Genomic DNA, 22,633 nt, shown 5'->3' with positions numbered 1-22,633 from the left:
GCATGAGCTCACGCTTCTAGCGCTTTCTTTTGGGTTACTCTACTATTTAGCACGTAATACACGACAAATCCGATGGCCATTAAACCGCTCATGCAGATAAAGCCTACGCCTGGAGAATAGCGATCAATGATAACGCCAAGCCCCGTTGCTGAGACGGTCTGCAAAAGCAAGGATATCGCCATCCAGACCGATGTAGCCCTACCCATATAGGATTTGGAGACGGATTCCATCAATGTCGTTGTCATTAAGATCCGCAGCGAAGAGTTCGTTAAGCCGATCAACACGCTGCCAGCATACAACAATAGTATTGTGGAGTTAAAAGCAACAGCCACTAAGTTCAATACGGAGATGAGGAAAAATAGTAGAATCGTTCCGTTTTGCGATAATTTCCTCGCCAAGGGTGCCGCAATAAAGCCAGACAATAGCCCTCCAATGCCGTAGAACATATCCGATAATCCAAAGACGACCGAATCTCCTTTGACTGCAGTGCTGACATAGCCAGGAAGAACGACGTTGTATACCATCGTACAAACGAGTGGAATAATCGATACGATTCCTAATAGGAAAATATAAGGACGTTCCGCCAAGTAGCGAATGCCATTTTTAAACGTGCCGTAAAAGGATTCCTCATCATTCTCGGTAGGAATGGGTGTATATTGTACTCGGCTCAGAAAGAAGCTGCTTACGATAAAGGCGAGCGCATTCAGAAGGAGAATAACCTCAAAACCTACATATTTGTATAAAATGCCTGATAAGGCTCCGGCCATGAACATGCCCACTTGCAAGCTGATCTCGATTAAGGAGTTGCCATGAATGAGATCCTTCTCGGGAAGAAGCTCTTGCACCAAGCTGCGCGAGGCAGACATATACAAGGCCCATCCCATCCCGTTAATAATGGCAAACGCATAAAGGTATTCAATTCGAAAACCCGTCCATACAAAAGCACCCGTAATGATAAGCAATAAAACGGCTCGAATGATATTGGCCCATAGAATAATCGTTTTCCGATTCCACTTGTCAATCAAGGTGCCTGCAAATGCAGAAATAAGAAAGCCTGCGATGACATTTAAGGAAAGCATAAACCCGATGGAGGTTATCGATTTCGTTTGATCCATGAGATACCAGTTCGCGCCAATCGTACTCATCCCTACGCCAAACCCAGAAACAATATCAGCGATAAAATAATGGCGAAAGCTTCTTGGTTTTAGTACGCTAAAAACCATCGATACCACCTGCGATTTCCTGAATTTGTTGTTTCAAAGGCTCGAGACCAAAGCCTAGATAATCCAGAACCTCCGTATGTGTACCGCCATAAATCGGCCAATGCTCGCCGCAATGATGGCCATATACTTGAAGCTTAGGCAATAAAAGCGCAAGGTAGGACGCTGTACTGCCGGTTGCACGATGCTCCTCTACAACTAGAAATCGATCGGACAATTCGCGTAATTGCTTGCTATACGATTTCAAGCTTTGAATATCGACATAACATAAATGTGCATGCACAATGGAATCGTCTTCTTGAACGATTTGCTTGCACAGCTCCGTCGCTTGTTCTCCGACAGAAATCAAGCATAATCGCGATCTGCCGAGGGTCGCCTCTCCCTCCACAATCATGCCTCTACAGCTCAACGCATCATCTCGGTGCAAGCTGTCAAATGCATCATTTCTAGATAGCCGGATATAGTATGGCTCCTCCGAAGCTGCTGCTTCTTGTATCACTTTTCTCGTTTCCTGTTCGCCATGCGGGCAAGCGATTCGGATATTTTGAAACGATTGAATGACAGCAATGTCCTCGAGCGCATGATGCGTCGTGCCGAACCATCCGCCTGAAACACCCCCGTATGAAGCAACGACCTTCACATTTTTGCCCATATACCCCATTGTCAGCTTGATGCTTTCGGAAGCACGCAAAGCTGCAAAAGAGGCAAAGGTCGAGAAGAATGGAACATAACCTGCCTCGGCAAGTCCTGCGGCGATATCAATACCAGCTAGTTCTGCAATGCCTAGGTTAAAAAAACGATCGGGATGCTGCTGTCCAAAAGGATGATTTTTGCCGCCTAAATCAGCTTCCATACATATAATCTGGTCATTGCTTGCAGCGAGCTTGGCGAGCTCATCCTTATACGTATCTCTCCCGGACTTCGTCATGAAATACTCACCTTCCATTTTTGAGCCAGCTTCAAAGGGATTTTCGCATAATGCGCATCCGGATTTCCCTCAATCGCAGGCACGCCTTTTCCTTTAATCGTGTTAGCTAGGATGGCGACCGGTCTATCAGGTACTGGTTCAATCGCGGCAACGATTTCCTCGAAATGATGTCCGTCAATTTCTTTGACAGCGAAGCCAAACGCTTCAAATCGTTCACGCAGGTTGCGGATAGGCGAAATATCATGGACATAACCATCATTCTGGCCTCCGTTGCAATCGACGATATAGACAAAATTCGTGATCGCTTGGGCTTGCACGATCTGAGCGGTTTCCCAGCACAGCCCTTCCTGCAATTCTCCATCCCCGCCAATGACAATGCCTAATCCATTCGTTCGTTTCATCTTCTGAGCGAGCGCCCAGCCGGCTGCGTATGGAATGCCATGTCCCAAGCTCCCTGTAGCGAAAGGAATGCCCGGAAGCTTATGGTTGGGATGGCCCGTAAACAAAGAGCCCTTCTGTCCGTAGCTCTCCGCCGGATTATCCGGTATGATGCCATACACATGCAGAGCGGCATATAATGCCGCTGCTGCGTGGCCCTTGCTAAGAATGATGACGGTATCGGGATCATCAACATACCTGGAATACGCGCCTATCAATAGATCGATGGCCGAAAGGCTTCCTCCAATATGACAGCCTGTAGAGGTAGCCGCCATATCGATTATCAATTTTCTCGCTTCTTTGGCTCGGTCGATAAGCAGTGGAATCGCATCTCTATGCTCCCTTTGCGCTTGTATCGTTTGCTCCATCTATTCCTCCAATCGCAGCCGAAACCATTCGTTTACGGCTTCCTTCAAAATCGTTCTTGTCGTTTCCACCTCATTATTGTGAAGATACTCTTCATTCGTATGATCCAAGCTGGAATCCCCTGGGCCATAGGCCACCATCGGAACGGATTGCCATGTTGTCGCAAGCGTGTTCATGTCGCTCGTTCCGCGTTTTTTGATGTAGTGAATGGATTTCCCTTGCTTCGCGAAGCTGCGAACAAACGCTTTGACCAATTTGTCCGAACGTGGATTGGCGAATCCCGGTGTTGCACGCAATACTTCAACGGTCACACCGTCACCAAATGAAAAGTCAATCTTATTTCTGTAATCGTTGCCTGCCGCTGGCGATATTCTGAAATTCAGCGTCCCTTTAACTGTTAGAAAGCCATGCTCATTACGATGCTCAATATCGATAAGAGAGGATAAAGACTGTGGATCAACTTCCCGTACAAGGTGGCGGATATCCGCCACCACGTAATACAGCTCGTCGATGACACTTGTACTATCCTTGGCCGCGGTATGCTCCTGCGCACGATGAATCGTAATTTGCAGCTTGAACAGTCCGTAGTATCCGAGAGTTAAGCTCTCTTCGCCGCTAGGCTCGCCAATGATAACCGCATCCGCCAAGTAATTGTCGCGAATGAAATGTGCTCCTTTGGAAGATGAGATTTCCTCTTCTACAGCGCCGATGACGAGCAAAGATCCCTGCTCAGGAACATCAACCTCCTGCAGCATATGAATAAAATTAACGAAGCAGCCTTTGGCATCCACGATTCCTCTGCCTGTGATGCCGTTCGTATCGGTGCGAACCGGCCATACATGCGGAACAGTATCGATATGTCCTAACAGCAGCAGCGTATGGGGACCATTCCCTTTTCGGAATACGATGTTCCCCGCCTCGTCGATCTTCCCCGACACCGATGGGTAATTAATCGTTTCTAATAAGTATTTTGCAAGCTCATGCTCGTCTTCGGAAACCGAAGGAATGCGCGCGACTTTATTCAGCAGATCAAATGCGCCAAGCTCCCGGTCCACATTCCAGAACCAAGTCTTGCTCGTGTTCTCTAGCGTATGAGGTCCCGATATATTCACATCGCAGACGCCTTCGCGGATCGCAAGTTTAGCAGCTCGCACCTTTTGCTTCATACGCCCTTGTACGGAGCTTAATTCATCATCCGTATAGACATTCGCGATCGTTGAATACGGATCTTGTATATCTTCAAGCAGTCCAGCCGTACCAGTAACAAAGCGCAAGTGATGTGCTTCTAAATCGACGGCTAAATGAGCTGCCAGTACATCCGCATCGATGTTTATATAGGCATCCAGCTCGGGATCAAGGATCGGCGGCGTGAGACATACTACATCAAAGGCAGATAAAGCCGATTTCAGAAATGCCGCATGACTGCCGACAAAATGACCAAACAAGGAATCCCGCACGATCACCGTTCGCTGATCCTTGATTGCCTTCAACGGTTTGGCTTTCTGTCCAAACACTAGCCCTTGATCACCGCCTAGCTGAGCGAATACGGATAGTCCGAATCCCTTCAAATGCGTTTGAATCGTCGACAGGATGTTCTCGTGATAGGCAGCGCGGATAAAAGGCATCTCCTCGGGAGCGCAGTACCGCACCTCATCACCTGATGGCAATGTGAGAAAAGGCATTTCACGCTGAATCGATTCATATTTTTGTTTAATCGCTTCCGCCCCGCCTGCCACAAGCAGGACTTGGTTCCCTCGCTTCACGATGCGATTGATTTCCTCAAATACTTTAGGATGGTTCACAATCGTGCTGCTGCCGAGCTTGATGACATATAGACTGCCTTTGCTCATCAAGGCCACGCTCCTTCAAATTCAAATTGCAGACCTTCCTCCTCAGGGAAGTTGAAATAAAGATTGGCTGCCTGAATGGCTTGCCCCGCGGCTCCTTTTATCAAATTATCGATGGTAGCAATGGATACACAATTCCGTCCTTCTACATATGCACCAATCTCGGCATAGTTCGTACCTACGACGGTCTTAATCATGGGCGAACCACTGCCTGAGTTGAAATAATGGAGAAAAGGCTTGGATGCATAGGTGCTGTAAAATGCTTTTTTCACATCTACGTCTGTCACATGCTCTTTGAGCACGGAATAGGAGGTCGCCATAATCCCTCTCGGTAGATCGAGACTGAAGACGGAAAATTGCAGATTCACGGACCGATCCAAGTGAGACGTCAGCGCATGCTCCACCTCGGGCTTATGCCGATGACCATGAACTTTATAGGCTCTAAAGTTATGGGAGCGTTCCGCATGATGCTCTGTCGTCGATTTTCCGCCGCCGCTTGAGCCTGTCTTGGCATCCGTGACCACACGGCCTTCAATTAAATCATGCGCTACGAGCGGATAGAGCGTATATAGAGTCGCTACCGCCATACAGCCCGGAAGATTGACCACCTTCACCGCAGGATTGATTGGACTGAACTCCGGAATATAGTAATGCCATCCGCCTTCGAACTCATGCTTCAAGGTCTCGGGATAATGCTGGTTCAATAGATCAGTATCTGTTATGCGATAATCGCCGCTTACATTGAAGATATAATCCGTATGCTCTGCCACCTGCTGGATGATTTTAGGCAGGGAACCTGTAGGCAAGCATGAGAATATTGCATCGTAATGACCGTTCAGCTCAGCTGCTTTGTTGAACTTTAGCGAGCTAATCTTTTTCTTATGAATCGATCCGATATAGAACTTATCCACCGGATAGCCAGACTTCGATTCGGAGGATACAAATTCAACTTCAAAGTAAGGATGCTTGCGCAGCAGCCTATATAATTCAGCGCCAGTGAACCCGCTGCCGCCAAGTATGGCTACTCGTTTTTTTCCTGTCTCCGTTATGCTCATCCGAGTCTAGCATCCCTTTCATACAGCACCTTTAGATCGCTGCCTTGCTCTGCGAGTTCACGAATGATATGCGGGTTCGCATCAATTTTTTTGAATGCCAATGCATAGGCTTGAATGCGCTCATACTCAACCGGAGTTCTCAGCTCTCTGCAAATCGTCAAGCTGCTGCGCAGCATTTTTAACGTTTCCGGAAAATGATTCAGATCATATCCAAAATCATTTCGATCCGATAAGGTGAACGGATAACCATTTCCAAAGCCGATCCGATTTTTGAACGGGAGATGACCAGGGATCGGCACATTTTGCCATTCGCGTGCGTAGACTCCTTCGTGATTAATGAGCTGCTGAACGGCATCCTTCACCCGAAAGTCTTCTAGATCACCTAATCCTAGACGCTCTGGCGACAGCTTGACACGATACATGTTATAGCTGTGGTTGTAGCCTTCTGGTACGAATGGTCCGCTGAACAGCTTCGTCTCGGAAAGTGCATTCGTTAAATACGCGGCATTTCGTGCACGAATCGCATCATAATACGGAAGGCGGTCGAGTTGGCTCAGTCCGAATGCAGCTGCAATCCACGACATTCGGTAATCAATGCCCGAGGAGGCTAGAAATGCCAGCGCACGCTCATAATCCTCCTTCTCTTTGAAGAAAGCGATGCCCCCTTCCCCGCCAACCGGAAAGTTCTTGTCCGCCATCAAACTTTGACCCGCGGCATCGCCAATTGAACCTGCCAGCTGCTGGTGTATGGAAGCAGAATGCGCATGAGAGGCATCTTCTACGAGACGCAGCGAATATTTATCCGTTAGACGTCTTAGCGCTGGCAAATCAGCCGGCAAGCCATGCACATGTACAGGCATAATAGCCTTCGTCTTGCTCGTTATTGCTCGTTCCGCTTGTACCGGATCTAGGCAATACGTAATCGGGTCGATATCAACGAAAATCGGGATCGCTTTCGCCGCTACGACCGCCTGAGCGGTTGCAATGAACGTAAATGCAGGCACGATGACCTCATCACCGGGCTGTACACCCACGCCTACTAAAGCGAGGTGCAAGCTCGACGTGCCGCTTGCCGTTGCAATTGCGTAATTGGCCCCTACATAATTGCGATACGCTTCCTTGAACTCATCAACGACTTGATCGCCATCCTGCTGGATGGAGACGAGCATTTGAATGACGTCTTCCTTCGTAATGATCGGAAAATTGGTCTTTCTTACATCCTCTGGAATGATCGCTGGCCCGCCATGAAAGGCTAATGGATCTTGGAGCCAATCATCCGAAGGCAGCTGGAGCGGCTTGCGAATAAAGTCTGTCTTGATCATGAAGGATTCCTCCTGAGTAGAGATACTTTCACACATGCCGCCACGAGCGGGCTAAGCCTGTAGTTAAACTGAACGGCTGGCTGCAGATTCGGCTCGCTCTCTTCCTGCGTCCACATCGTTTGCAGATCAAAGGCGCCAAATATTTTTAATCGTTCAGCTCTTTTCCAAATAAGCTCATCATTTGCTGCGATGGCAGCAACAGGTCCAAAGCCTAATCCTGTAAAATCCAAGATAAGTACAGGCGCTTGGCCGCTTGCCCCCTGTACAATCTGATTCAAGTGGTTGATATTTTCCTGATTTACAGCAATCAACTCATAAGCTTGCTTCACATGCGGCTCTGATACGAGCGTAATCCCTAACCAATGAATAAACTTCCTTTCTTGATCAGTAGGATGAGCTAGTCGCGTAGTCGAATGATAGCCAAGCTCCTGTCCCCATAGCGCACCATGAATCGCACCCGTATAGCTATTAAATAAGGAGACATATTTTGTTTTAGTGAGCTTGGCTATACTTTTCTCAAGCCCCTTTAATTCATGATCATTCTTTTCAATACTCATAATGACGCCTGAATTCAGCACTCTCGATAACACAAATGAAAGTGAAAAATAGTTTTCTTTCTGTATGACAGCTTCTGACTTCGTTAACGTAGCCTCTCCCATTCCTATATAGCCTCCCTATCTACTTGGAAATAACCGCGAGGTTTTCCCTGTTTTTCAGTTCTATCGTTTCCTTCACATATTGTGCGATATGATAAGCCACATCGACGCCATGGATTTTCCACGACTTCGCAAATTCCGGGTTTTGATTCACTTCACATACGACGTAGCGCTGTTCCTTATAATCAAAAAATAAGTCTGCGCCATAAATGCCTTCCCCTAATACCTCAGTCAATCGCCTGCAAATAGATGCAATCTCGTCATTAATTGCGATTGGGTCGATTTCCGCACCTAAATGTGTATTCGTCTTCCAGTTATCAGCTGAAACCCGCCGAAACGCTACGATTGGTTTACGGCCGACAATGACAACGCGTATATCATAATCCCCCTTCTCTACAAATTGTTGCACTAATACCGGAAATGATTGATGCCCAGGGTCGACGGATTCTCGCGCTGCAATCCAGCCATCCAAGCATTCTTTCCCAGTGATTCTAGCAATTCCTCTGCCCCACGATGAAGTTGCTGGTTTAATGACGCAAAGATCTCCAAATGAACGTAGCGCATCAAACAGCTTCTCAGGCGTAAAAGCTATTTTAAAATGCGGCTGAGGAATGCCGTGCTTCTGAAACACAATTGCTTGATGTATTTTATTGGTGCAAATCGTAATCGCTTTGACCGAATTCAGCGTTTCAAGACCGGCCAGCTCAAGCAGATGTGCTCGATTCAACGCGTTTTTCTGAGAAAGGCAGCGGATCAGTGCGAGCCCGAAGGGCTCTACATCAGAGCCCCCTAGCGGCAATTCCATTGAATCCAGATTCACTTGTACGTGAATTCGTAAATTTTTGAGATGTTCGATAATGCGCTGCTCTTCCTCCCGAAGCTTCGTCACACACAATAAAATAGCGCTATTTTGGTCCATATATTCGTTACCTACTCTCCCCAAGTTTCTTCAATTTCTGGAGCCAGAGCAATCGTGACGAGGTTGGATGCTACTTGAACTTCATGTTCTTGTCCGCAAGCTTCGCATTCCACGATTTCACCCGTAGTTGCTTGTTCTTCCACATCGATATCCGACTTGCAAACTAAACAATTTAAATTTGCCATTTTTCTTGCACCTCCTGCAATTTTTGATAGAACTGTTTATTATAAAGGAATAAATTCCTTATAACCGATTTATGACGGCAAGGCTTCTACTTCTGATGCTAGCTGCATCTATTTCGTTTCTAAATCCCACTGGTTCACATTGTTGAACGTACCCAGATTGAGCGGCTTGCCTACGAGAACGCTTTTTGATACGACCTGCAAACGTTTCTCGGAATAGACAGCGAGCGTTGGGACATCTTCATGCAGCACCTCTTGCAATTGGTTATAGATCTCGTGACGCTTCGCCTCTACGATTTCTTGTTCCCCTTTTTTGATGAGTTCGTCGACTAATGGATTGTTATATCGAATTACACTTTCGGGATCATTGCTTTTATAGGTTGTAAAATAGAGGCTTGGCTCGATATAGTAATCTCTTGTGAAAATGGTAAGGTCATGCTCGCCTTTCTCGACTTTATCGATCAACGTAGGGAAATCGAATTTTTGGACGTCTATCTTAATGCCAACAGCTTCTAGGTTTTGTACCAAAATATCAGCCGCTTGCTCGCGAACCTTATTCCCTACCGGGATCAAAAACGTAAGCTTGCGTTTAGAGTCCCAGCCAGCTTCTTGCAGCAGCTGCTTTGATTTTTCCGGATTGTAATCGTAATTTGTAATGTTCTTATTAAAGTAGGGGTGCGAGCTTGGAACTCCGCCGTCAATAATTTCTGCCTGTCCCTTCAAGAGCTGATCGACGATGAGCGGACGATTCAAGGCATGTGCGATCGCTTGACGGATTTTCTTATCAGACAGCTTCTCCGTATTAAAGAAGATTTCAGCCGGCTCGGAGGCAGTAGCTGATGTTACGTTCACATTCTCAAAGCCCTTCACTTTATCGTAATCGGTAATCGGGACAAGCCCGACCGGTAAAGAGTTCATTTGAATTTCTCCTGTTTGCAGCTGTGCTACAAGATTAGCGGCTGGAAGCACCTTTATGAATATGCTGTCAATCTTAGGTACGTCGAGATAGTAATTCTCGTTTTTTGCAACCTCAACGAATTGGCCCTTCTCATAGTTTGCATATTTATATGGACCAATCGTCACCTTCGGCTCCTGAAAATAGGGATTTGTTGATAGCTGCTCCGGATTAGCGTCTTTGAGAATATGCGCCGGCAAGAAATTAACCTTAACTCCGAATCGTTCATTGAACACTAGTGGATCAATTGGGGTTTTGGTCTTGATCTCAAAGGTGGTCGGATCAATAATTTTGAGACCTGAAATTTCCGTCGTCCCTTCTTCTAGCTTCCCTGCATCATTTAATCCTTCTATGAAATTGAGCTGGAATGAAGTATCGACTTTAGGGTGAAGCGCAAGCTTTAACGTAAAAGCGACATCTGCCGTCGTAAATGGCGTTCCATCATTCCATTTGGCATTTGGCCTCAGTTTGATCTGAAACGTCTGATTATCCTTCGACTCGATGGATTCTGCGAGCTTAGGCAAAAACGCTGCCGAATCGGTTACATCGAGCAGGGAATCATTGAGTAAGTTGATAGGGGCGAGGGAAGCCGAATTATCCTGCGTATTGATCTGATTTAAGGTGACAGGAGCATTGACGATTCCGATGTACAAGGTTTTCTTAGCTATGACGTCAGAGGTTGGCTCCTGTGCATTTGTCGCTTCCGAAGCAGGCTCGTTTGTTGCTTCAGCATCTGTTGGTGCTGCTTTGCTGCACGCCGATAGCAAAATCATTAATATCGTTAATAATATAATCCCTTGTAATCGCAGCATTCTTTTCATTGGTATCTCTCCCTATTGTCTGTTTGCTTTTTTTAAAAAAAATCAAATGCATGATTCGTTTGCTAAGGTCTCGCATCCAATGCGTCGCGCAGTCCGTCGCCAACAAAGTTAATCGCTAGAACGGTAATGAGTATGACAAAGCCGGCTGGTACCCAAAGCCACTGCTGCTCGGTCAATACGGTTAATGACTGTGCATCGTACAGCATGTTGCCGAGGCTCGCCTGGGGGGCTTTGACCCCCATTCCCAGAAAACTCAGGCCGGCTTCGCTAAGAATGGTACTGGCCACCCCAAAGGTTGCATTTACAATGATAGGACCGAGGGCATTGGGCAAAATATGCCGCAGCAGAATGCGTGGCGTACTATATCCAAGTGCTATGCCTGCTCGGACAAAATCCATTTGCTTATAGGACAGAACACTTCCACGGACCAGCATCGCAATTGTTGGCCATTTGAATAGCGCGAGGACGATCATAATGGTCGATACGTTTGCGCCAAGTACACTAACGATGACGAGAACAACCATCATATAGGGAAAGCTCAAAAAGATATCAGTGATTCGCATTAGTCCCATATCCAGCCACTTGCCATAATAACCGGCCATCATTCCGATGAAAGTACCAAATGTCACATACAAAGCAACCGTGGAAAAACCAATCAACAAGGAAACCCTTGTTCCGTAAAGTAATCGGCTTAACACATCCCTGCCCACTTGATCGGTACCTAACCAGTGCGAAAGCGATGGACGAGCCGAGAAAACGTCCGTGATTTCATCGGGATTATGCGGGGCTAGCCATGGCGCCAAGATAGCGATACTCAGCAGCAGAAGGGTCGTCACAAGTCCCCACACCGCTAGCTTGTGCTTGAAGAACTTGCGCGTCACTTGCTTAGTGTAGCTCTCCATTTTGCTAGCTGGTTGCTCGTCCTCATTCCCCACACCGGAGGCGAAAACGTCTTTCCTCCATGGAATCTCCGGTATGGACATTTTCTCAGGCCTCCTGTCAGCTGTATTTAATCCGTGGATCGACGATCGAATAAATGATGTCCGTGAAGAAATTTGTCGAGAGTACGACGCAAGCAGCTATAATATTTAACCCCATTAACGTTGGGTAGTCCCGCGATAGGATCGACTCCATCGTTAATTGCCCGATTCCCGGCCACTGAAATACTTGCTCAATAATAATGCTTCCGCCAAGCAGCAGAGGAATTTCCGTTCCGACAACGGTTATAATTGGGATTAATGCATTGCGAAGTGCATGCTTATTCGTCACCATAAATTCACTTAGCCCCTTCGCACGAGCCGTTCGCAAATAATCCTGGTTGAGTACATCGAGCATGCTGGCGCGAACGTACCGAACCTTTTTACCCGCGATCGTTACACCCAGTACTAAGACAGGCAGAATCATATGTATGAGGACATCTCCGGCCCCACCTGTTCCTCCAAGTGTCGACATCCCTCCTGTAGGAAGCCATTTCAGCTGAATGCCTGCCAGATAGATTAATCCTAGTCCTAGAAAAAATTGAGGAATCGACGTGCCGAGAAAGGATAAACCCGTCATCATATAATCGAGCTTCGAATTCTGTCTGACTGCGCTTATTATCCCTACTGGAATGGCGATCAATATCGCTACCAGCATCGATGAGGCTGCGAGCAGCAAGGTTGGCCCAATCCGTTCTCCTATTAATTGTGATACGGGGGCGAAGCTGCTGAAGGAATAGCCAAGTTCTCCGCTAAAGAAACCGCCGAGCCATTTCACATATTGAATATAGAGCGGATCATTCAGTCCGAGCAGCTCCTTCCTCAGCTCCAGCATTTCTTTCGGGATATTTGGATTGATCAGCATATCTACGGGATTACCGGGAGCCATGTTCATGATGAGAAAATTCAAAATCGTAATCCCGAAAAATACGGGAATGGCAATCAACAGTCTACGAACAATGTATGTTCCCATCCAAGCCCTCTCCTTTTCTCGCCTTCGCGTTATGCAAGTGGATAATGGCATGCCACAGCATGGTCGTCTACTGCAAGCACAGGTTCCACTTGCGTACATAACTCCTGCACGTAAGGACAGCGGGTATGAAACCGACAGCCAGCCGGTGGATGGGCGGGACTAGGCACATCGCCGTGAAGGAGAACGCTCTTTTGCTTTCTTAGCGTCGGGTCCGGTGGAGGATACGCGTTCAACAGCAATTGCGTATACGGATGCCTTGGCTTGCGAAATAAATCGTTTGCGGGAGCTAGTTCCACAATTTTACCCAAATACATGACAGCAATCCGGGTACTCATCTGCTTCACTTCACCAATGCCATGGGCGATAAACAGATAGGTAAGCTTCAGCTCATCCTGCAAATCCTGAAGCAAATTGAGAATTTGCGCTTTGATCGAAACGTCGAGCGCAGACACGGGCTCATCGCATACGATCAGCTTAGGTCTGAACGAAATCGCTCTGGCGATACCGATTCGCTGACGCTGCCCACCAGAAAATTCATGCGGATAGCGATTGCTAGCCGAACGAGGCAGTCCTACCAGTTGAAGCAAATTGTCTACCTCACGCTGCACCTCGCTCCGCTTCACCAGCTTGTGAGCTATTAAAGGCTCCGCAAGCGTGTCGTAAATCCGAATTTTTGGATTTAAAGAGGCATAAGGGTCTTGAAATATCATTTGCAGCTGTGTGCGCACAGGCTTCAGCTGTCGCTGCGAATAGTGCGTAATATCTTCATTATTAAATAGGATGCGACCCGATCGAGGATTTTCCAGCTTAACGATGGTGCGCCCAATCGTCGATTTACCGCAGCCCGATTCGCCAACAAGGCCAACGGTTTCTCCCTCATACAAGGCAAAGCTAACATCATCAACAGCCTTGACATGACTCGCCGTATGCGAAAATAATCCACTTCGAATAGGGTAATACGTCTTCAATCCTTCGACCTGCAAAAGGGGTTGCTTCAGTTGCCGGTTATCGAGCGAGCTCTGGAATGCCATGCGATCCCCCTTGTACTTGGTCTGCAATCGTTATTTCCGCAGCGCTCGCCAACCAGCATCGCACGCTATGCCCATGTCCTGCTGGTATAAGCTCAGGCTGTGCTTGTCGGCAACGCTCGACAGCATGCGAACAGCGAGGGTGGAATCGACATCCTGCAGGCATATGCTGCAACGAAGGAACCACACCTGGGATCGCATGCAATCGCTCCTTGTTCTCTTGATCAAGGCGCGGGATCGACTTCATTAATCCTTGCGTATAAGGATGCTGTGGCCCTCGGAATAGAGTAAATACATCCGCCGCTTCGACCACCTGCCCTGCGTACATGACGATCACATGATCCGCCATTTCGGCAACTACGCCTAAATCATGCGTGACTAGCAAGATCGCCGCACCGCTTTCTGACTGCAACTGCTTCATTAACTCGAGAATTTGCGCTTGAATGGTGACATCAAGTGCCGTCGTCGGCTCATCTGCAATGAGCAGCTTGGGTTTGCACACGAGCGCCATTGCAATCATGACACGTTGACGCATGCCCCCTGACAAAGCGTGAGGATACTCCTTTAAGATCGCTTCAGCCCTAGGAATCCCCACCTTTCTTAACATATCTACCGCAACGACCTTCGCTTCTTTACGCGTTAAGTTCAGATGCAGGCGGATCGTTTCTTCCATCTGCTCTCCGATCGAGAAGACCGGATTCAGTGACGTCATCGGATCCTGAAAAATCATTGAAATCTCTTTGCCTCGAAGCTTGCGCAGCTGTGATTCCGTGCAATGGGTTAACGCTGAACTATCGAACCGGATCTCTCCTCTACGAACAGAACCATTTGTTCCGAGCAATCCCATAATAGAAAGAGAAGTTACACTCTTTCCGCAACCCGATTCACCTACAATCGCGATGGTCTCTCCATGCCCGAGCTCAAAGCTTACTTCATCAACCGAAATCATTTCTCCCTGATCGGTACGAAAAGCTACCTGTAATCGATCGACTTCCAGCAGCTGCCCCACTCATTCACCTACTTCCACAAGGGCATATTCAATTCATACAATTCCTATGAGGTTTATTAACTTTAACTACACTCAGCATACCAAAATGTAAATTGATTGAATAATAGAACAATTCTATAAACAAATAGAAAATTGTACCAATGAATACATAACTATCAATAGCTGATAGGAGGATACAAATTAGAGGGGGATGAGGAAAAGTGGTGATCTTTAGAGGATTTAGGCTGTGGCATAGAAAAAGCAGCTCTCCCTCAATTGAGGAATGAGCTGCTTCTGAATCTACCAATTATTTTGCAAGCTGCGCTTCATTTTTAGGAACCGTACTTCGCTCCGCCTTCACCGCTCCAAGTCATTTCGACGAATGTAGACGGATTAGCAGAAGTTGCGGTTTTGGAGCCGGATGCATAGAGGCCTCCAGCAACGCCGGACATCGTATAGTCGGTAAATAGTTTATTTGAGCTATAGTTTGTATAAATCATTGCACCTGAAATATTGGTTGCCTTGACATTCTTAAGCTCCAAATTGTTACCGTAAGACACGCCGTCAGAAGCCGTCGTTTTGCTTGTTCTATATGCTTGACCAGTCGCTTTGTTGTTTTTAACCGTTGTATTTATGATCTGTACATAATTGGCTCTCATGAAGATCCCGTTGTTGCCTACAGTAGATTCAGGCACCGTATTTTGGAAGTCAACAGTGCTGCCAATCACTTTTATATGATGTGTGCCTTCTTTGAAGTCAAAGCCGTCGTTTTTTGTTTTTATAGCGCTGCAATTCAGAAAGGTAATATAGCCGCTTTTGTCCGCATTAGGACTAGTCGTCCAGTTTTGATCCGCATCACCTACATAGAAGCCTTCTCCAAATTTGCCGCTTGTCCCCGCATTTTGCACAGTGGTGTTCGAGATCAGCCAATATTGGCTGTTTTTTCTAATCTTAACGGCTTCCGACAACGAGTTTTTGCCCGTCACATTGGTTATGAAACCATGCGAAGCCTCAATTAGCAATACTTTGTTTGATTTGGAATTCGCGTTAATCGTCACATTTTCCAGCTTGTAATAATTATGCTTGATATGAACTGCCGCATTGCCTGCAGATGCAGTGAAATTAAACGTAGCGCCGCTTCCCGTTCCCCTGATCGTGATATAATTGCCTGCAGAACCGCTTTTGGATGTGGCAATCGTTCCATCCGATATGTTGTACGTTCCTGATACTTGAATAATATCGCCGGGCTGAGCACTGGCTAAATAGCTGCGCAGAGTGGCAACATTGCCGGCTGGTACTGTTTTTGTTGCTGCTTCAACGGTATGACTTGGGTAAAACGCGAATACAAGCATGAAGCAAAGTAGAGATAATACGGTTAGCTTTAATGATTGTTTATTCATTTTCAAACCTCCCTAGTTTTTCATACACTTTCGATTAGAGACTTATCATTCGTTACCGATGAGGTCCATCCCCGTCATACTCGTAAAGCCACCACCTCTTTCGAATTCAATCAAATACAAAGTTTAAGCGCTTTAATTATAAAACAATTTTAATAACAGTTTTCTGTTCGAAAATATCATTATTCCATCCACATTCGATAACGATGCGGTGTCATCCCATACTTTTTTTTGAACATAGCGATAAAATACGAAGGATAATTGAATCCGGTTTCCCGGCTAATCTCTTCAATGGTCAAAAAATGCATGGCAAGAAGACTTCTCGCTTCCTCCAACCGTTTTTCATTTGTATATTCAATAATCGTCACACCCATCTGCTCCTTGAAGAGCTTGGATAAATAATTAGGGGAAAAATGAAGCTCTGATGCCATATCGTTAATGGTGAACGACAGATTATAATGTCTTTCAATCCATTTCACAATAGCGCCGATAGGCTCGTTCGAGCACGGTGCCTCAGGATGCATGGGTGCTGCACTTTTGTCCAGCGAAAAGATATGGCTATTAAAGTAGTTGAAAAAATGAAATAAAAACAAAGTGACTACTTCCTTCTGAAGCTTTGATGGACCGATTGTAAGCATTTCATGCAATTGTAAAAATTGATTTTCAATATAAGAAGCATCCTTGTAGGACAAATGGAAAACCTGAGTTGGCAGCTTCAGTTCCATCAATTGCATAAAAGCAGATGTTAATTGCGGCAGCACCGTGAGGAAACGATCGATGACCGACGTTTTAATTTTTAATAGGCTGCGAATGTAATTCGGAGGAACAATGACTTTTATTTCGTGTACTTGGAAAGGTTTGATAAGAATTAAGGTGCCAGGCTTAAGCGAATACATTTGATTTCCAATGTTGTAGCTGCCGGCCCCTTCATGAATATACAAGATCTCCAATCCGTCGTGGGCATGGAAGTATTCAACAGGCTCCGTATTTACCCTTAGATAATTAAAGAGATATAAATTGTCCCTCCAATCGATCGACTTATGAATTTTCATAGCATACCTCCCACATGAATGATCCGACATTCAGAAACAGGAATATAGTTCCGACTGCAACATTTGCATGGATGAACTGTTTGATCCTTCCGTCATATTAATTGATTCCTTTCGTTTAATCATCCAAATCGAACAGCGTTGAATGCTCTTAATAATATTCTTTAGATGAAAGCGTTTTCCTTTTTTTTGTGGAAGAGAGGATTGCTTTTCAATAATACAGCGGCAATCTGGTAGATTAATTTCAAATGCCAAATAGCCGCTGTAAAAAAGCAGCTCATGACTTCTTCCTAACCTGACTGCCTCTAACGATCGTCCAGCAGGTGCTGCTTAATTCAGAACCGAAAAGCCATATTTAACAAATACATCAAGCGCTTCTTGCGTTTGTAAATACGAGTAAAACTCCTCGGCCTCCTTGGCATGTTTAGTTGCTTTTACGATGCCAATCGGATAGTGAATCGTTTTATACGATGCTGCATCAACCGCAAAAGCGACCTTTACCTTATCAGTTGTCTGCGCATCTGTTTTATAGACAAAACCTGCATCCGCATTTCCGGTTTCTACATATTGCAATACTTGTCTTACATCCTTCGCTTGTACGGATTTGGCCTGCAACGCAGCCCATAGCTTCGCGTTCGTCAGCGCTTCCTTGGCATAGCTGCCAGCAGGCACGCTTTCCGGAATGCCAATTGCAACTGTTTTCACTTCCGCCTTGGTTAGGTCGGTTACCCTTTCAATCGGTGTTTTATCGTCAACAGGAACGACAACTACAAGCTCATTTTTCAATAAATTGATTTGTTGGTTCGGATCAATCAGCTGCTTGTCTACAAGTGCCGTCATGTTCTTAACGGCCGCAGACAGAAACAAATCGACTGGCGCCCCTTGCTCAATTTGCTGCTGCAGCGCACCGGAAGAGCCGAAGTTAAAGCTAAGTTTAATGTGAGTGTGATCAGCTTCATATGCCTTTTGAATTTCTGTTAAAGCGTCGGTCAGGCTTGCAGCTGCCGAGATTGTCAGCTCTACCGCTTCGAGCGGCTCCTGGCTGGGCTCTATTGTACTTTCAGCCGGAGCATTCGTATTCAAATTCGTTTTTGGTGCTGTGCTACAGGCTGCAAACACCACTGCCATGATTATTATAATAGATAAAAACATATAATCTTTAATCATTTTTAACAAAATCTACACTCCTTAGTTATGTTTAGTTATAATTAACTATATCTAAATATATTATATACCGTTCATCTTATTTGTAAATGCGTTTAACGAACGTACACATCCTAATATGGTACAATGAAAAAAATAGTAAATGGCTTGTACAGAAATTAAGGAGGAGCATCATGTCCAGCGATGTCTCGTATACGACCGAAGAAATTGCCAAGCTGTTGAAAATATCCAAACTCACCGTTTATGATCTTATAAAAAAAGGCGAGCTGCCCTCATACCGTGTAGGCAAACAGATGCGAGTCGACCCCGCTGATTTAGAAGCCTACAAACAGCGCGCCAAAGGCATGCAAATGAACGAGCGTCCAATCATGGCAGACGTTCCTGCACAATCACATGCGCAAGTTTCCCATACCGGGCTCCGTTCCCTCGTTATTACAGGCCAGGATCTCAGCCTTGACATTTTAGCGAAGTATATGGAAAAAAAGATGGACGGTATACGTCCACTGCGCGCGTATGTCGGGAGCCTTGACAGCCTGATCTCGATGTACCGCGGTGAATCCGACATCGTCAGCACTCATCTTCTCGATGGTGATACAGGCGAGTACAACCTCCCTTATATTAGAAAGCTGCTTATAGGCTCCTCTTACATCGTCGTCCATTTACTTTCCAGAAATGCAGGCTTCTATGTCAAGCAAGGCAATCCTTTATCGTTGAAGGGCTGGTCTGATTTGGGCACTCCAGGCTTGCGGATTGCAAATCGAGAGAAAGGCTCCGGCGCACGCGTTTTGCTAGACGAACAGCTTCGTCTACATGGCTTAAAGTCCAATCAGCTTATCGGATACGAGCAAGAACAAAGCAATCATCTTGGCGTAGCCTCCAAAGTGGCATCCGGTGAAGCTGACGTTGGCATCGGTATAGAGAAAGCCGCATCTATTGTTGGAAATATAACGTTTATTCCATTAATTCAAGAACGCTACGATCTCGTCATGCTAAAAACTGCAAGCAATCAAGCTTGGATTCAGTCCTTGCTCCATATTCTCAGATCCGATGATTTCAAGAAGGAGCTTCAAACGATTTCAGGCTATGATCTGACGCGAACTGGCGAAATTTTATTAGAAACGTAGTGGATACTGAGGAGGATTGGATGTGCAAGGATTACCACGTAAACAAAAAATTCGAGTTCAAAGCGGCCAATTGGAATACATAACGACCGGAAATGGCGGTCCTCCTATTATTTTGATCAATGGAGGTGGAGGGCCGCTGGAAGGCTGGTATAAAATTATGCCAAAGCTTGCAGAGGTCAGCTCAGTTGTTGCCTATAATCGGTTCGGAATCGGCGGCAGCGATAAGCCATCTGGGCCTCAGCACGGAATCGCTATTGTTGAATCTTTAAAGGAAATGTTAAATGCTTTGCAAATAAAGCCGCCCTACCTATTAGTCGGTCACTCCTTAGGCGGCTATTATGCCAATTTATTCGCAAGACTTTGCTCCGAAGACGTAATGGGCGTAGTTTTGTTGGAAGCCAGCCATCCAAGCGACTTGCTCCTCAATCAGCACCAAGGGAGGTTCGTCCAGACGATAAACAAGATGCTCGGCATGTTCGATTCTTTCTCAAAAACGAATGCATTCAAAGAAGTAAATCACGTTAAGGAAACGGTCGAGCAAATTCAACGTTCAAACCCCTTCCCGAATATTCCTTTAGTTGTCGTTACTGGGGGCAAACAACCGCATAAATGGTTCATGCCTGCAGAAGTACATAAGCAGCGTATGGATAACCAAAAAGATTTTCTGGGTCTAAGCAATCAAGCAACTCAAATAATAGCCCCAAACAGCGGACATTTTCCTCAAATGACGGAACCCGAAATCGTAATAAAAGCTGTGAAGGCATGTATTCAATCCATTAACAGCTGCAACAATTAAAGCAAAATAAAAGAATGGACATTCGTCTTCGATAAACGGATGTCCATTCTCATTGTTAGTTGCAAGGAAGGAGAAGAAATTCTCTTAAAGCAAAAATGGTCTCTTCCTCGATATGGAGGTTTGTTGCTCGCTTATGTTAGGTCCGTTATTATTTTATTACTTCGTCCTGTGGAAGACCCTGTGGAGCATTTGTTTTCCCTTGTCTCAGAATCGTTACCTTGACATCATAGGAAACGTCTACGGTTGGAAATATTTGGTCCCATTCCTTAGAGGCCTTCTTCCATTGCTTCGGAAAGCTCCGATGGTATTCCTGAGCAAATCCTAAAATATCTATTTTCTTTTCTTTCTGCACCACTTTTAGAGCGTAATTCATCCGATCGATCAGATCCTTCTTTAACTCCTTATCCACACGCTTCAGTATTTTCGGATCGCTAACTTTTAGATGGCTTCCGTTTTGGATTACATCAAATTGAGCCTTTGTTTTCACCGTCATTTTCCATTGTCCGTTAACGTATGCAGGTTTAAGCTTTGTATTGCTCCTTAGGAGTCTAACAATCAGAGCACCTCCGGCATCTGGAGGCTCAACTGTGAACAAGTCATCGCGAATTTCGTTGCGGATCCATTGTACGCCTCGCGTTACCTTGTCATTAATCTCTCCGACCATTTTGTCTTTATGGAAAAGAGCCGTACTCTTTGTATAGGCGGAGTTGTCTCTTTTTCTCTCCTCCTCATTCAGCATATCGATGATAGGAATAGCTGAATTGAACGGAGGCTGCGGCATTAATCCGACCAATTCCAACAATGTAATCTCTATTCCTTGCTTCTGCTTGCTTAATTCTCTCAGTACCTCTGTCGTGCTTCGCTCCAATGCTGGATGTATTTCTAAAATCTCTTTGGCTTTTCCTTCACTAATATAGATGTAGGCTCTGGGCCTGGGCTGAGGATGGCGAGCCAAGAAATCAACACCTTCACGAATACCTTCCAACCCTACTTTTTTACTAAAGATTACTACTTTGGTATGCCCCCAAAACACTTTGCGAGGCAGCTTGTTTTGAAGACTTACAAAGGCCTCAGCCAATGTTTTTGCCTCGCCGTACCTTACCAAGTTCTCCACATTTTTGTCCCCGTTGATACCTTGACTGCCTCCCGACAATTTAGGGATGTTAATTTGAGCGCTAATCATCCAGCGTCCTTTATTTTTATCAATCGCGATTCCTTCAATCAATGTAATATCGTTTATTTCTGTACGGTCCCAGCAGCCTGTAATGAGAAGCAGACATATGCATATCATCAAGGAATACAGGATACGAATCATTGGTCCACAACCCTTTTCTTCATGCTTCGCCTGCGCAGCGAAGTGATAATTAACAGAAGCAGCGGGAATCCCGTTTGGAATCCCATTAAAATATAGGGCAGCTGTGTACCAAGATAATGTGATAGCCCAGGCAATGTCGGCGGTATCCAGTATGTAAACAGCACCAGCAAAAAGCCAACGGGAAAAACAACATTTCGTATGCTTGACAAGTTTAGCCATTGAGCCGTTCCAAGTGTTACCGAATAATAAAATACTGATATTTTAAGAAAGGCACCCATCACCCAAATGGCCATAACGAGTGATTCAACATGCTCGAAGAAATCGGCAATGCTGATATACCGAACCGCAGACATGAATGGATATAAAATATTGGCAACACCTCCGCCTACGAGGAACAGGAGTACAAAATTTACAAAAACTAAAGTAAAAGCAACGATAAACATTGACATCAAGGCAGACTTCTGCCCTTTCTTTCGATTGACAAGGAAAGGAAGCATAAAGGTGATTAATGCATATTCACTAAACCAGCCCATAGGAGCTAAAGCTCCTTTAATGGAAGGCATGATCCCATTCTCAAACATCGGAAACATTCTCCTTATTTGAAGGTCCGGAAGCAAGAGTATGACGAGAAGCACAACAATGAATATGATAATGGGGACGATTAACTCCGACAATCTTGCAACCACTTCAATCCCTGACCTGACAGCAAATGCGCATACAAGCGTAAGGCTCGAAATAATGACAAGTAGAGGCGTACGCGTCAAAAATAGGCCGGAGATAAACTCTGCGTACTCCTTGATAATCACCCCTGTTACATGCATATAAAATACCAGCATGAGAAGTGCGATGGCTTTGCCAGGAATACGGCCGATGATACGATTAATATATTGGATTATGGTCTCTTCCGGATATATTCGATTCAACGCGCACATGACCAAGACTGTTGTGCATCCTACAATCGACGCCCATATGGGTGAAAGCCATAGATCAAGATGAGCCTTCTCCGCTGTGATGCCAGGCACAATGAGAATGGCGGTCGCGATAATGGTGGGGTACATCATAATGCCCATCTGCAATGCGGTTATTTTACCTTTTTCAACCATTTGGTCCTCA

21 protein-coding genes are annotated in these 22,633 nt (G+C 45.6%); 2 read left to right on the top strand and 19 right to left on the bottom strand.

The window, feature by feature from the left end:
- Nucleotides 1–8: 8 nt before the first annotated feature.
- The 17 genes from AC2TDN_RS18590 to modA form a co-directional block, all read right to left on the bottom strand.
- Entirely contained in the window at nucleotides 9–1,223 is a 1,215-nt protein-coding gene (locus AC2TDN_RS18590; protein WP_484689674.1) for an MFS transporter, read from the bottom strand.
- Nucleotides 1,213–2,148, bottom strand: coding sequence for a transketolase family protein (locus AC2TDN_RS18585; protein WP_484689673.1), 936 nt, complete (start codon nucleotides 2,146–2,148; stop codon nucleotides 1,213–1,215). The genes AC2TDN_RS18590 and AC2TDN_RS18585 overlap by 11 nt, the downstream gene beginning before the upstream one ends.
- Nucleotides 2,145–2,954 (bottom strand): 1-deoxy-D-xylulose-5-phosphate synthase N-terminal domain-containing protein, encoded by an 810-nt coding sequence (locus tag AC2TDN_RS18580; protein ID WP_484689671.1) that lies wholly within the window; start codon nucleotides 2,952–2,954, stop codon nucleotides 2,145–2,147. Before AC2TDN_RS18580 ends, AC2TDN_RS18585 begins: the two co-directional genes overlap by 4 nt.
- A complete protein-coding gene (locus AC2TDN_RS18575) occupies nucleotides 2,955–4,802 on the bottom strand; it encodes a M20/M25/M40 family metallo-hydrolase (protein ID WP_484689669.1) in 1,848 nt (615 codons plus the stop codon). It abuts the gene before it with no gap.
- Nucleotides 4,802–5,854: an N-acetyl-gamma-glutamyl-phosphate reductase gene (gene argC / locus AC2TDN_RS18570; protein ID WP_484689667.1), complete on the bottom strand. Its 1,053-nt coding sequence runs from the start codon at nucleotides 5,852–5,854 to the stop codon at nucleotides 4,802–4,804. Before argC ends, AC2TDN_RS18575 begins: the two co-directional genes overlap by 1 nt.
- Nucleotides 5,851–7,176: a DegT/DnrJ/EryC1/StrS aminotransferase family protein gene (locus AC2TDN_RS18565; protein ID WP_484689665.1), complete on the bottom strand. Its 1,326-nt coding sequence runs from the start codon at nucleotides 7,174–7,176 to the stop codon at nucleotides 5,851–5,853. The genes argC and AC2TDN_RS18565 overlap by 4 nt, the downstream gene beginning before the upstream one ends.
- Complete coding sequence (locus AC2TDN_RS18560; protein ID WP_482065959.1) at nucleotides 7,173–7,835, bottom strand: degT/DnrJ/EryC1/StrS aminotransferase; 663 nt, start codon at nucleotides 7,833–7,835, stop codon at nucleotides 7,173–7,175. Before AC2TDN_RS18560 ends, AC2TDN_RS18565 begins: the two co-directional genes overlap by 4 nt.
- 19 nt (nucleotides 7,836–7,854) lie before the next feature.
- Nucleotides 7,855–8,751: a RimK family alpha-L-glutamate ligase gene (locus AC2TDN_RS18555; RefSeq protein ID WP_484689664.1), complete on the bottom strand. Its 897-nt coding sequence runs from the start codon at nucleotides 8,749–8,751 to the stop codon at nucleotides 7,855–7,857.
- An 11-nt stretch (nucleotides 8,752–8,762) separates the two neighbouring features.
- A complete protein-coding gene (locus AC2TDN_RS18550; protein ID WP_484689663.1) occupies nucleotides 8,763–8,936 on the bottom strand; it encodes a lysine biosynthesis protein LysW in 174 nt (57 codons plus the stop codon).
- Nucleotides 8,937–9,044: 108 nt separating this feature from the next.
- On the bottom strand, nucleotides 9,045–10,709 hold the full coding sequence (locus AC2TDN_RS18545) for an ABC transporter substrate-binding protein (RefSeq protein WP_484689661.1): 1,665 nt from the start codon (nucleotides 10,707–10,709) through the stop codon (nucleotides 9,045–9,047).
- A 62-nt stretch (nucleotides 10,710–10,771) separates the two neighbouring features.
- The gene (opp4C, locus tag AC2TDN_RS18540) at nucleotides 10,772–11,611 is read right to left on the bottom strand and encodes an oligopeptide ABC transporter permease (RefSeq protein WP_484689659.1); all 840 of its coding nucleotides are present in this window, start codon (nucleotides 11,609–11,611) and stop codon (nucleotides 10,772–10,774) included.
- Nucleotides 11,612–11,708: 97 nt separating this feature from the next.
- Nucleotides 11,709–12,659, bottom strand: coding sequence for an ABC transporter permease (locus AC2TDN_RS18535; protein WP_484689658.1), 951 nt, complete (start codon nucleotides 12,657–12,659; stop codon nucleotides 11,709–11,711).
- A gap of 29 nt (nucleotides 12,660–12,688) precedes the next feature.
- Nucleotides 12,689–13,690, bottom strand: coding sequence for an ABC transporter ATP-binding protein (locus tag AC2TDN_RS18530; RefSeq protein WP_484689657.1), 1,002 nt, complete (start codon nucleotides 13,688–13,690; stop codon nucleotides 12,689–12,691).
- A complete protein-coding gene (locus AC2TDN_RS18525) occupies nucleotides 13,665–14,696 on the bottom strand; it encodes an ABC transporter ATP-binding protein (protein WP_484689655.1) in 1,032 nt (343 codons plus the stop codon). The genes AC2TDN_RS18530 and AC2TDN_RS18525 overlap by 26 nt, the downstream gene beginning before the upstream one ends.
- 311 nt (nucleotides 14,697–15,007) lie before the next feature.
- Nucleotides 15,008–16,075, bottom strand: a complete 1,068-nt coding sequence (locus AC2TDN_RS18520; RefSeq protein WP_484689653.1) for a right-handed parallel beta-helix repeat-containing protein — start codon at nucleotides 16,073–16,075, stop codon at nucleotides 15,008–15,010.
- Nucleotides 16,076–16,254: 179 nt separating this feature from the next.
- Complete coding sequence (locus AC2TDN_RS18515) at nucleotides 16,255–17,124, bottom strand: helix-turn-helix transcriptional regulator (protein ID WP_484689651.1); 870 nt, start codon at nucleotides 17,122–17,124, stop codon at nucleotides 16,255–16,257.
- Nucleotides 17,125–17,451: 327 nt separating this feature from the next.
- A complete protein-coding gene (modA, locus tag AC2TDN_RS18510; protein WP_484689649.1) occupies nucleotides 17,452–18,297 on the bottom strand; it encodes a molybdate ABC transporter substrate-binding protein in 846 nt (281 codons plus the stop codon).
- Nucleotides 18,298–18,458: 161 nt separating this feature from the next.
- On the opposite strand from modA, the gene AC2TDN_RS18505 reads away from it, so the two are divergent.
- Together AC2TDN_RS18505 and AC2TDN_RS18500 are read left to right on the top strand one after the other, a co-directional pair.
- Nucleotides 18,459–19,409: a substrate-binding domain-containing protein gene (locus AC2TDN_RS18505; protein ID WP_484689648.1), complete on the top strand. Its 951-nt coding sequence runs from the start codon at nucleotides 18,459–18,461 to the stop codon at nucleotides 19,407–19,409.
- A 22-nt stretch (nucleotides 19,410–19,431) separates the two neighbouring features.
- Nucleotides 19,432–20,205, top strand: a complete 774-nt coding sequence (locus AC2TDN_RS18500; RefSeq protein ID WP_484689646.1) for an alpha/beta fold hydrolase — start codon at nucleotides 19,432–19,434, stop codon at nucleotides 20,203–20,205.
- A gap of 148 nt (nucleotides 20,206–20,353) precedes the next feature.
- On the opposite strand, the gene AC2TDN_RS18495 is transcribed toward AC2TDN_RS18500, so the two are convergent.
- Nucleotides 20,354–21,520 (bottom strand): Ger(x)C family spore germination protein, encoded by a 1,167-nt coding sequence (locus AC2TDN_RS18495; protein ID WP_484689644.1) that lies wholly within the window; start codon nucleotides 21,518–21,520, stop codon nucleotides 20,354–20,356.
- On the bottom strand, nucleotides 21,517–22,623 hold the full coding sequence (locus tag AC2TDN_RS18490) for a GerAB/ArcD/ProY family transporter (RefSeq protein WP_482065945.1): 1,107 nt from the start codon (nucleotides 22,621–22,623) through the stop codon (nucleotides 21,517–21,519). The genes AC2TDN_RS18495 and AC2TDN_RS18490 overlap by 4 nt, the downstream gene beginning before the upstream one ends.
- Between the last annotated feature and the right edge of the window lie 10 nt (nucleotides 22,624–22,633).

This window comes from Paenibacillus sp. Y660, from assembly GCF_057221575.1.
The sequence above is the reverse complement of the archived record's forward strand: the minus strand, read 5'-3'. Positions and strand labels throughout refer to the sequence as shown.

Excerpts from the sequence above, each read along its gene's own strand:
- AC2TDN_RS18550 (WP_484689663.1), bottom strand. The coding sequence starts at position 8,936 with ATGGCAAATTTAAATTGTTTAGTTTGCAAGTCGGATATCGATGTGGAA.
- AC2TDN_RS18545 (WP_484689661.1), bottom strand. The coding sequence starts at position 10,709 with ATGAAAAGAATGCTGCGATTACAAGGGATTATATTATTAACGATATTA.
- AC2TDN_RS18580 (WP_484689671.1), bottom strand. The coding sequence starts at position 2,954 with ATGGAGCAAACGATACAAGCGCAAAGGGAGCATAGAGATGCGATTCCA.
- AC2TDN_RS18490 (WP_482065945.1), bottom strand. The coding sequence starts at position 22,623 with ATGGTTGAAAAAGGTAAAATAACCGCATTGCAGATGGGCATTATGATG.
- AC2TDN_RS18515 (WP_484689651.1), bottom strand. The coding sequence starts at position 17,124 with ATGAAAATTCATAAGTCGATCGATTGGAGGGACAATTTATATCTCTTT.
- AC2TDN_RS18505 (WP_484689648.1), top strand. The coding sequence starts at position 18,459 with ATGTCCAGCGATGTCTCGTATACGACCGAAGAAATTGCCAAGCTGTTG.
- AC2TDN_RS18495 (WP_484689644.1), bottom strand. The coding sequence starts at position 21,520 with ATGATTCGTATCCTGTATTCCTTGATGATATGCATATGTCTGCTTCTC.
- AC2TDN_RS18530 (WP_484689657.1), bottom strand. The coding sequence starts at position 13,690 with ATGGCATTCCAGAGCTCGCTCGATAACCGGCAACTGAAGCAACCCCTT.
- AC2TDN_RS18560 (WP_482065959.1), bottom strand. The coding sequence starts at position 7,835 with ATGGGAGAGGCTACGTTAACGAAGTCAGAAGCTGTCATACAGAAAGAA.
- opp4C (WP_484689659.1), bottom strand. The coding sequence starts at position 11,611 with ATGGAGAGCTACACTAAGCAAGTGACGCGCAAGTTCTTCAAGCACAAG.
- AC2TDN_RS18555 (WP_484689664.1), bottom strand. The coding sequence starts at position 8,751 with ATGGACCAAAATAGCGCTATTTTATTGTGTGTGACGAAGCTTCGGGAG.
- AC2TDN_RS18585 (WP_484689673.1), bottom strand. The coding sequence starts at position 2,148 with ATGACGAAGTCCGGGAGAGATACGTATAAGGATGAGCTCGCCAAGCTC.
- AC2TDN_RS18575 (WP_484689669.1), bottom strand. The coding sequence starts at position 4,802 with ATGAGCAAAGGCAGTCTATATGTCATCAAGCTCGGCAGCAGCACGATT.
- AC2TDN_RS18590 (WP_484689674.1), bottom strand. The coding sequence starts at position 1,223 with ATGGTTTTTAGCGTACTAAAACCAAGAAGCTTTCGCCATTATTTTATC.
- AC2TDN_RS18520 (WP_484689653.1), bottom strand. The coding sequence starts at position 16,075 with ATGAATAAACAATCATTAAAGCTAACCGTATTATCTCTACTTTGCTTC.
- argC (WP_484689667.1), bottom strand. The coding sequence starts at position 5,854 with ATGAGCATAACGGAGACAGGAAAAAAACGAGTAGCCATACTTGGCGGC.
- AC2TDN_RS18535 (WP_484689658.1), bottom strand. The coding sequence starts at position 12,659 with ATGGGAACATACATTGTTCGTAGACTGTTGATTGCCATTCCCGTATTT.
- AC2TDN_RS18565 (WP_484689665.1), bottom strand. The coding sequence starts at position 7,176 with ATGATCAAGACAGACTTTATTCGCAAGCCGCTCCAGCTGCCTTCGGAT.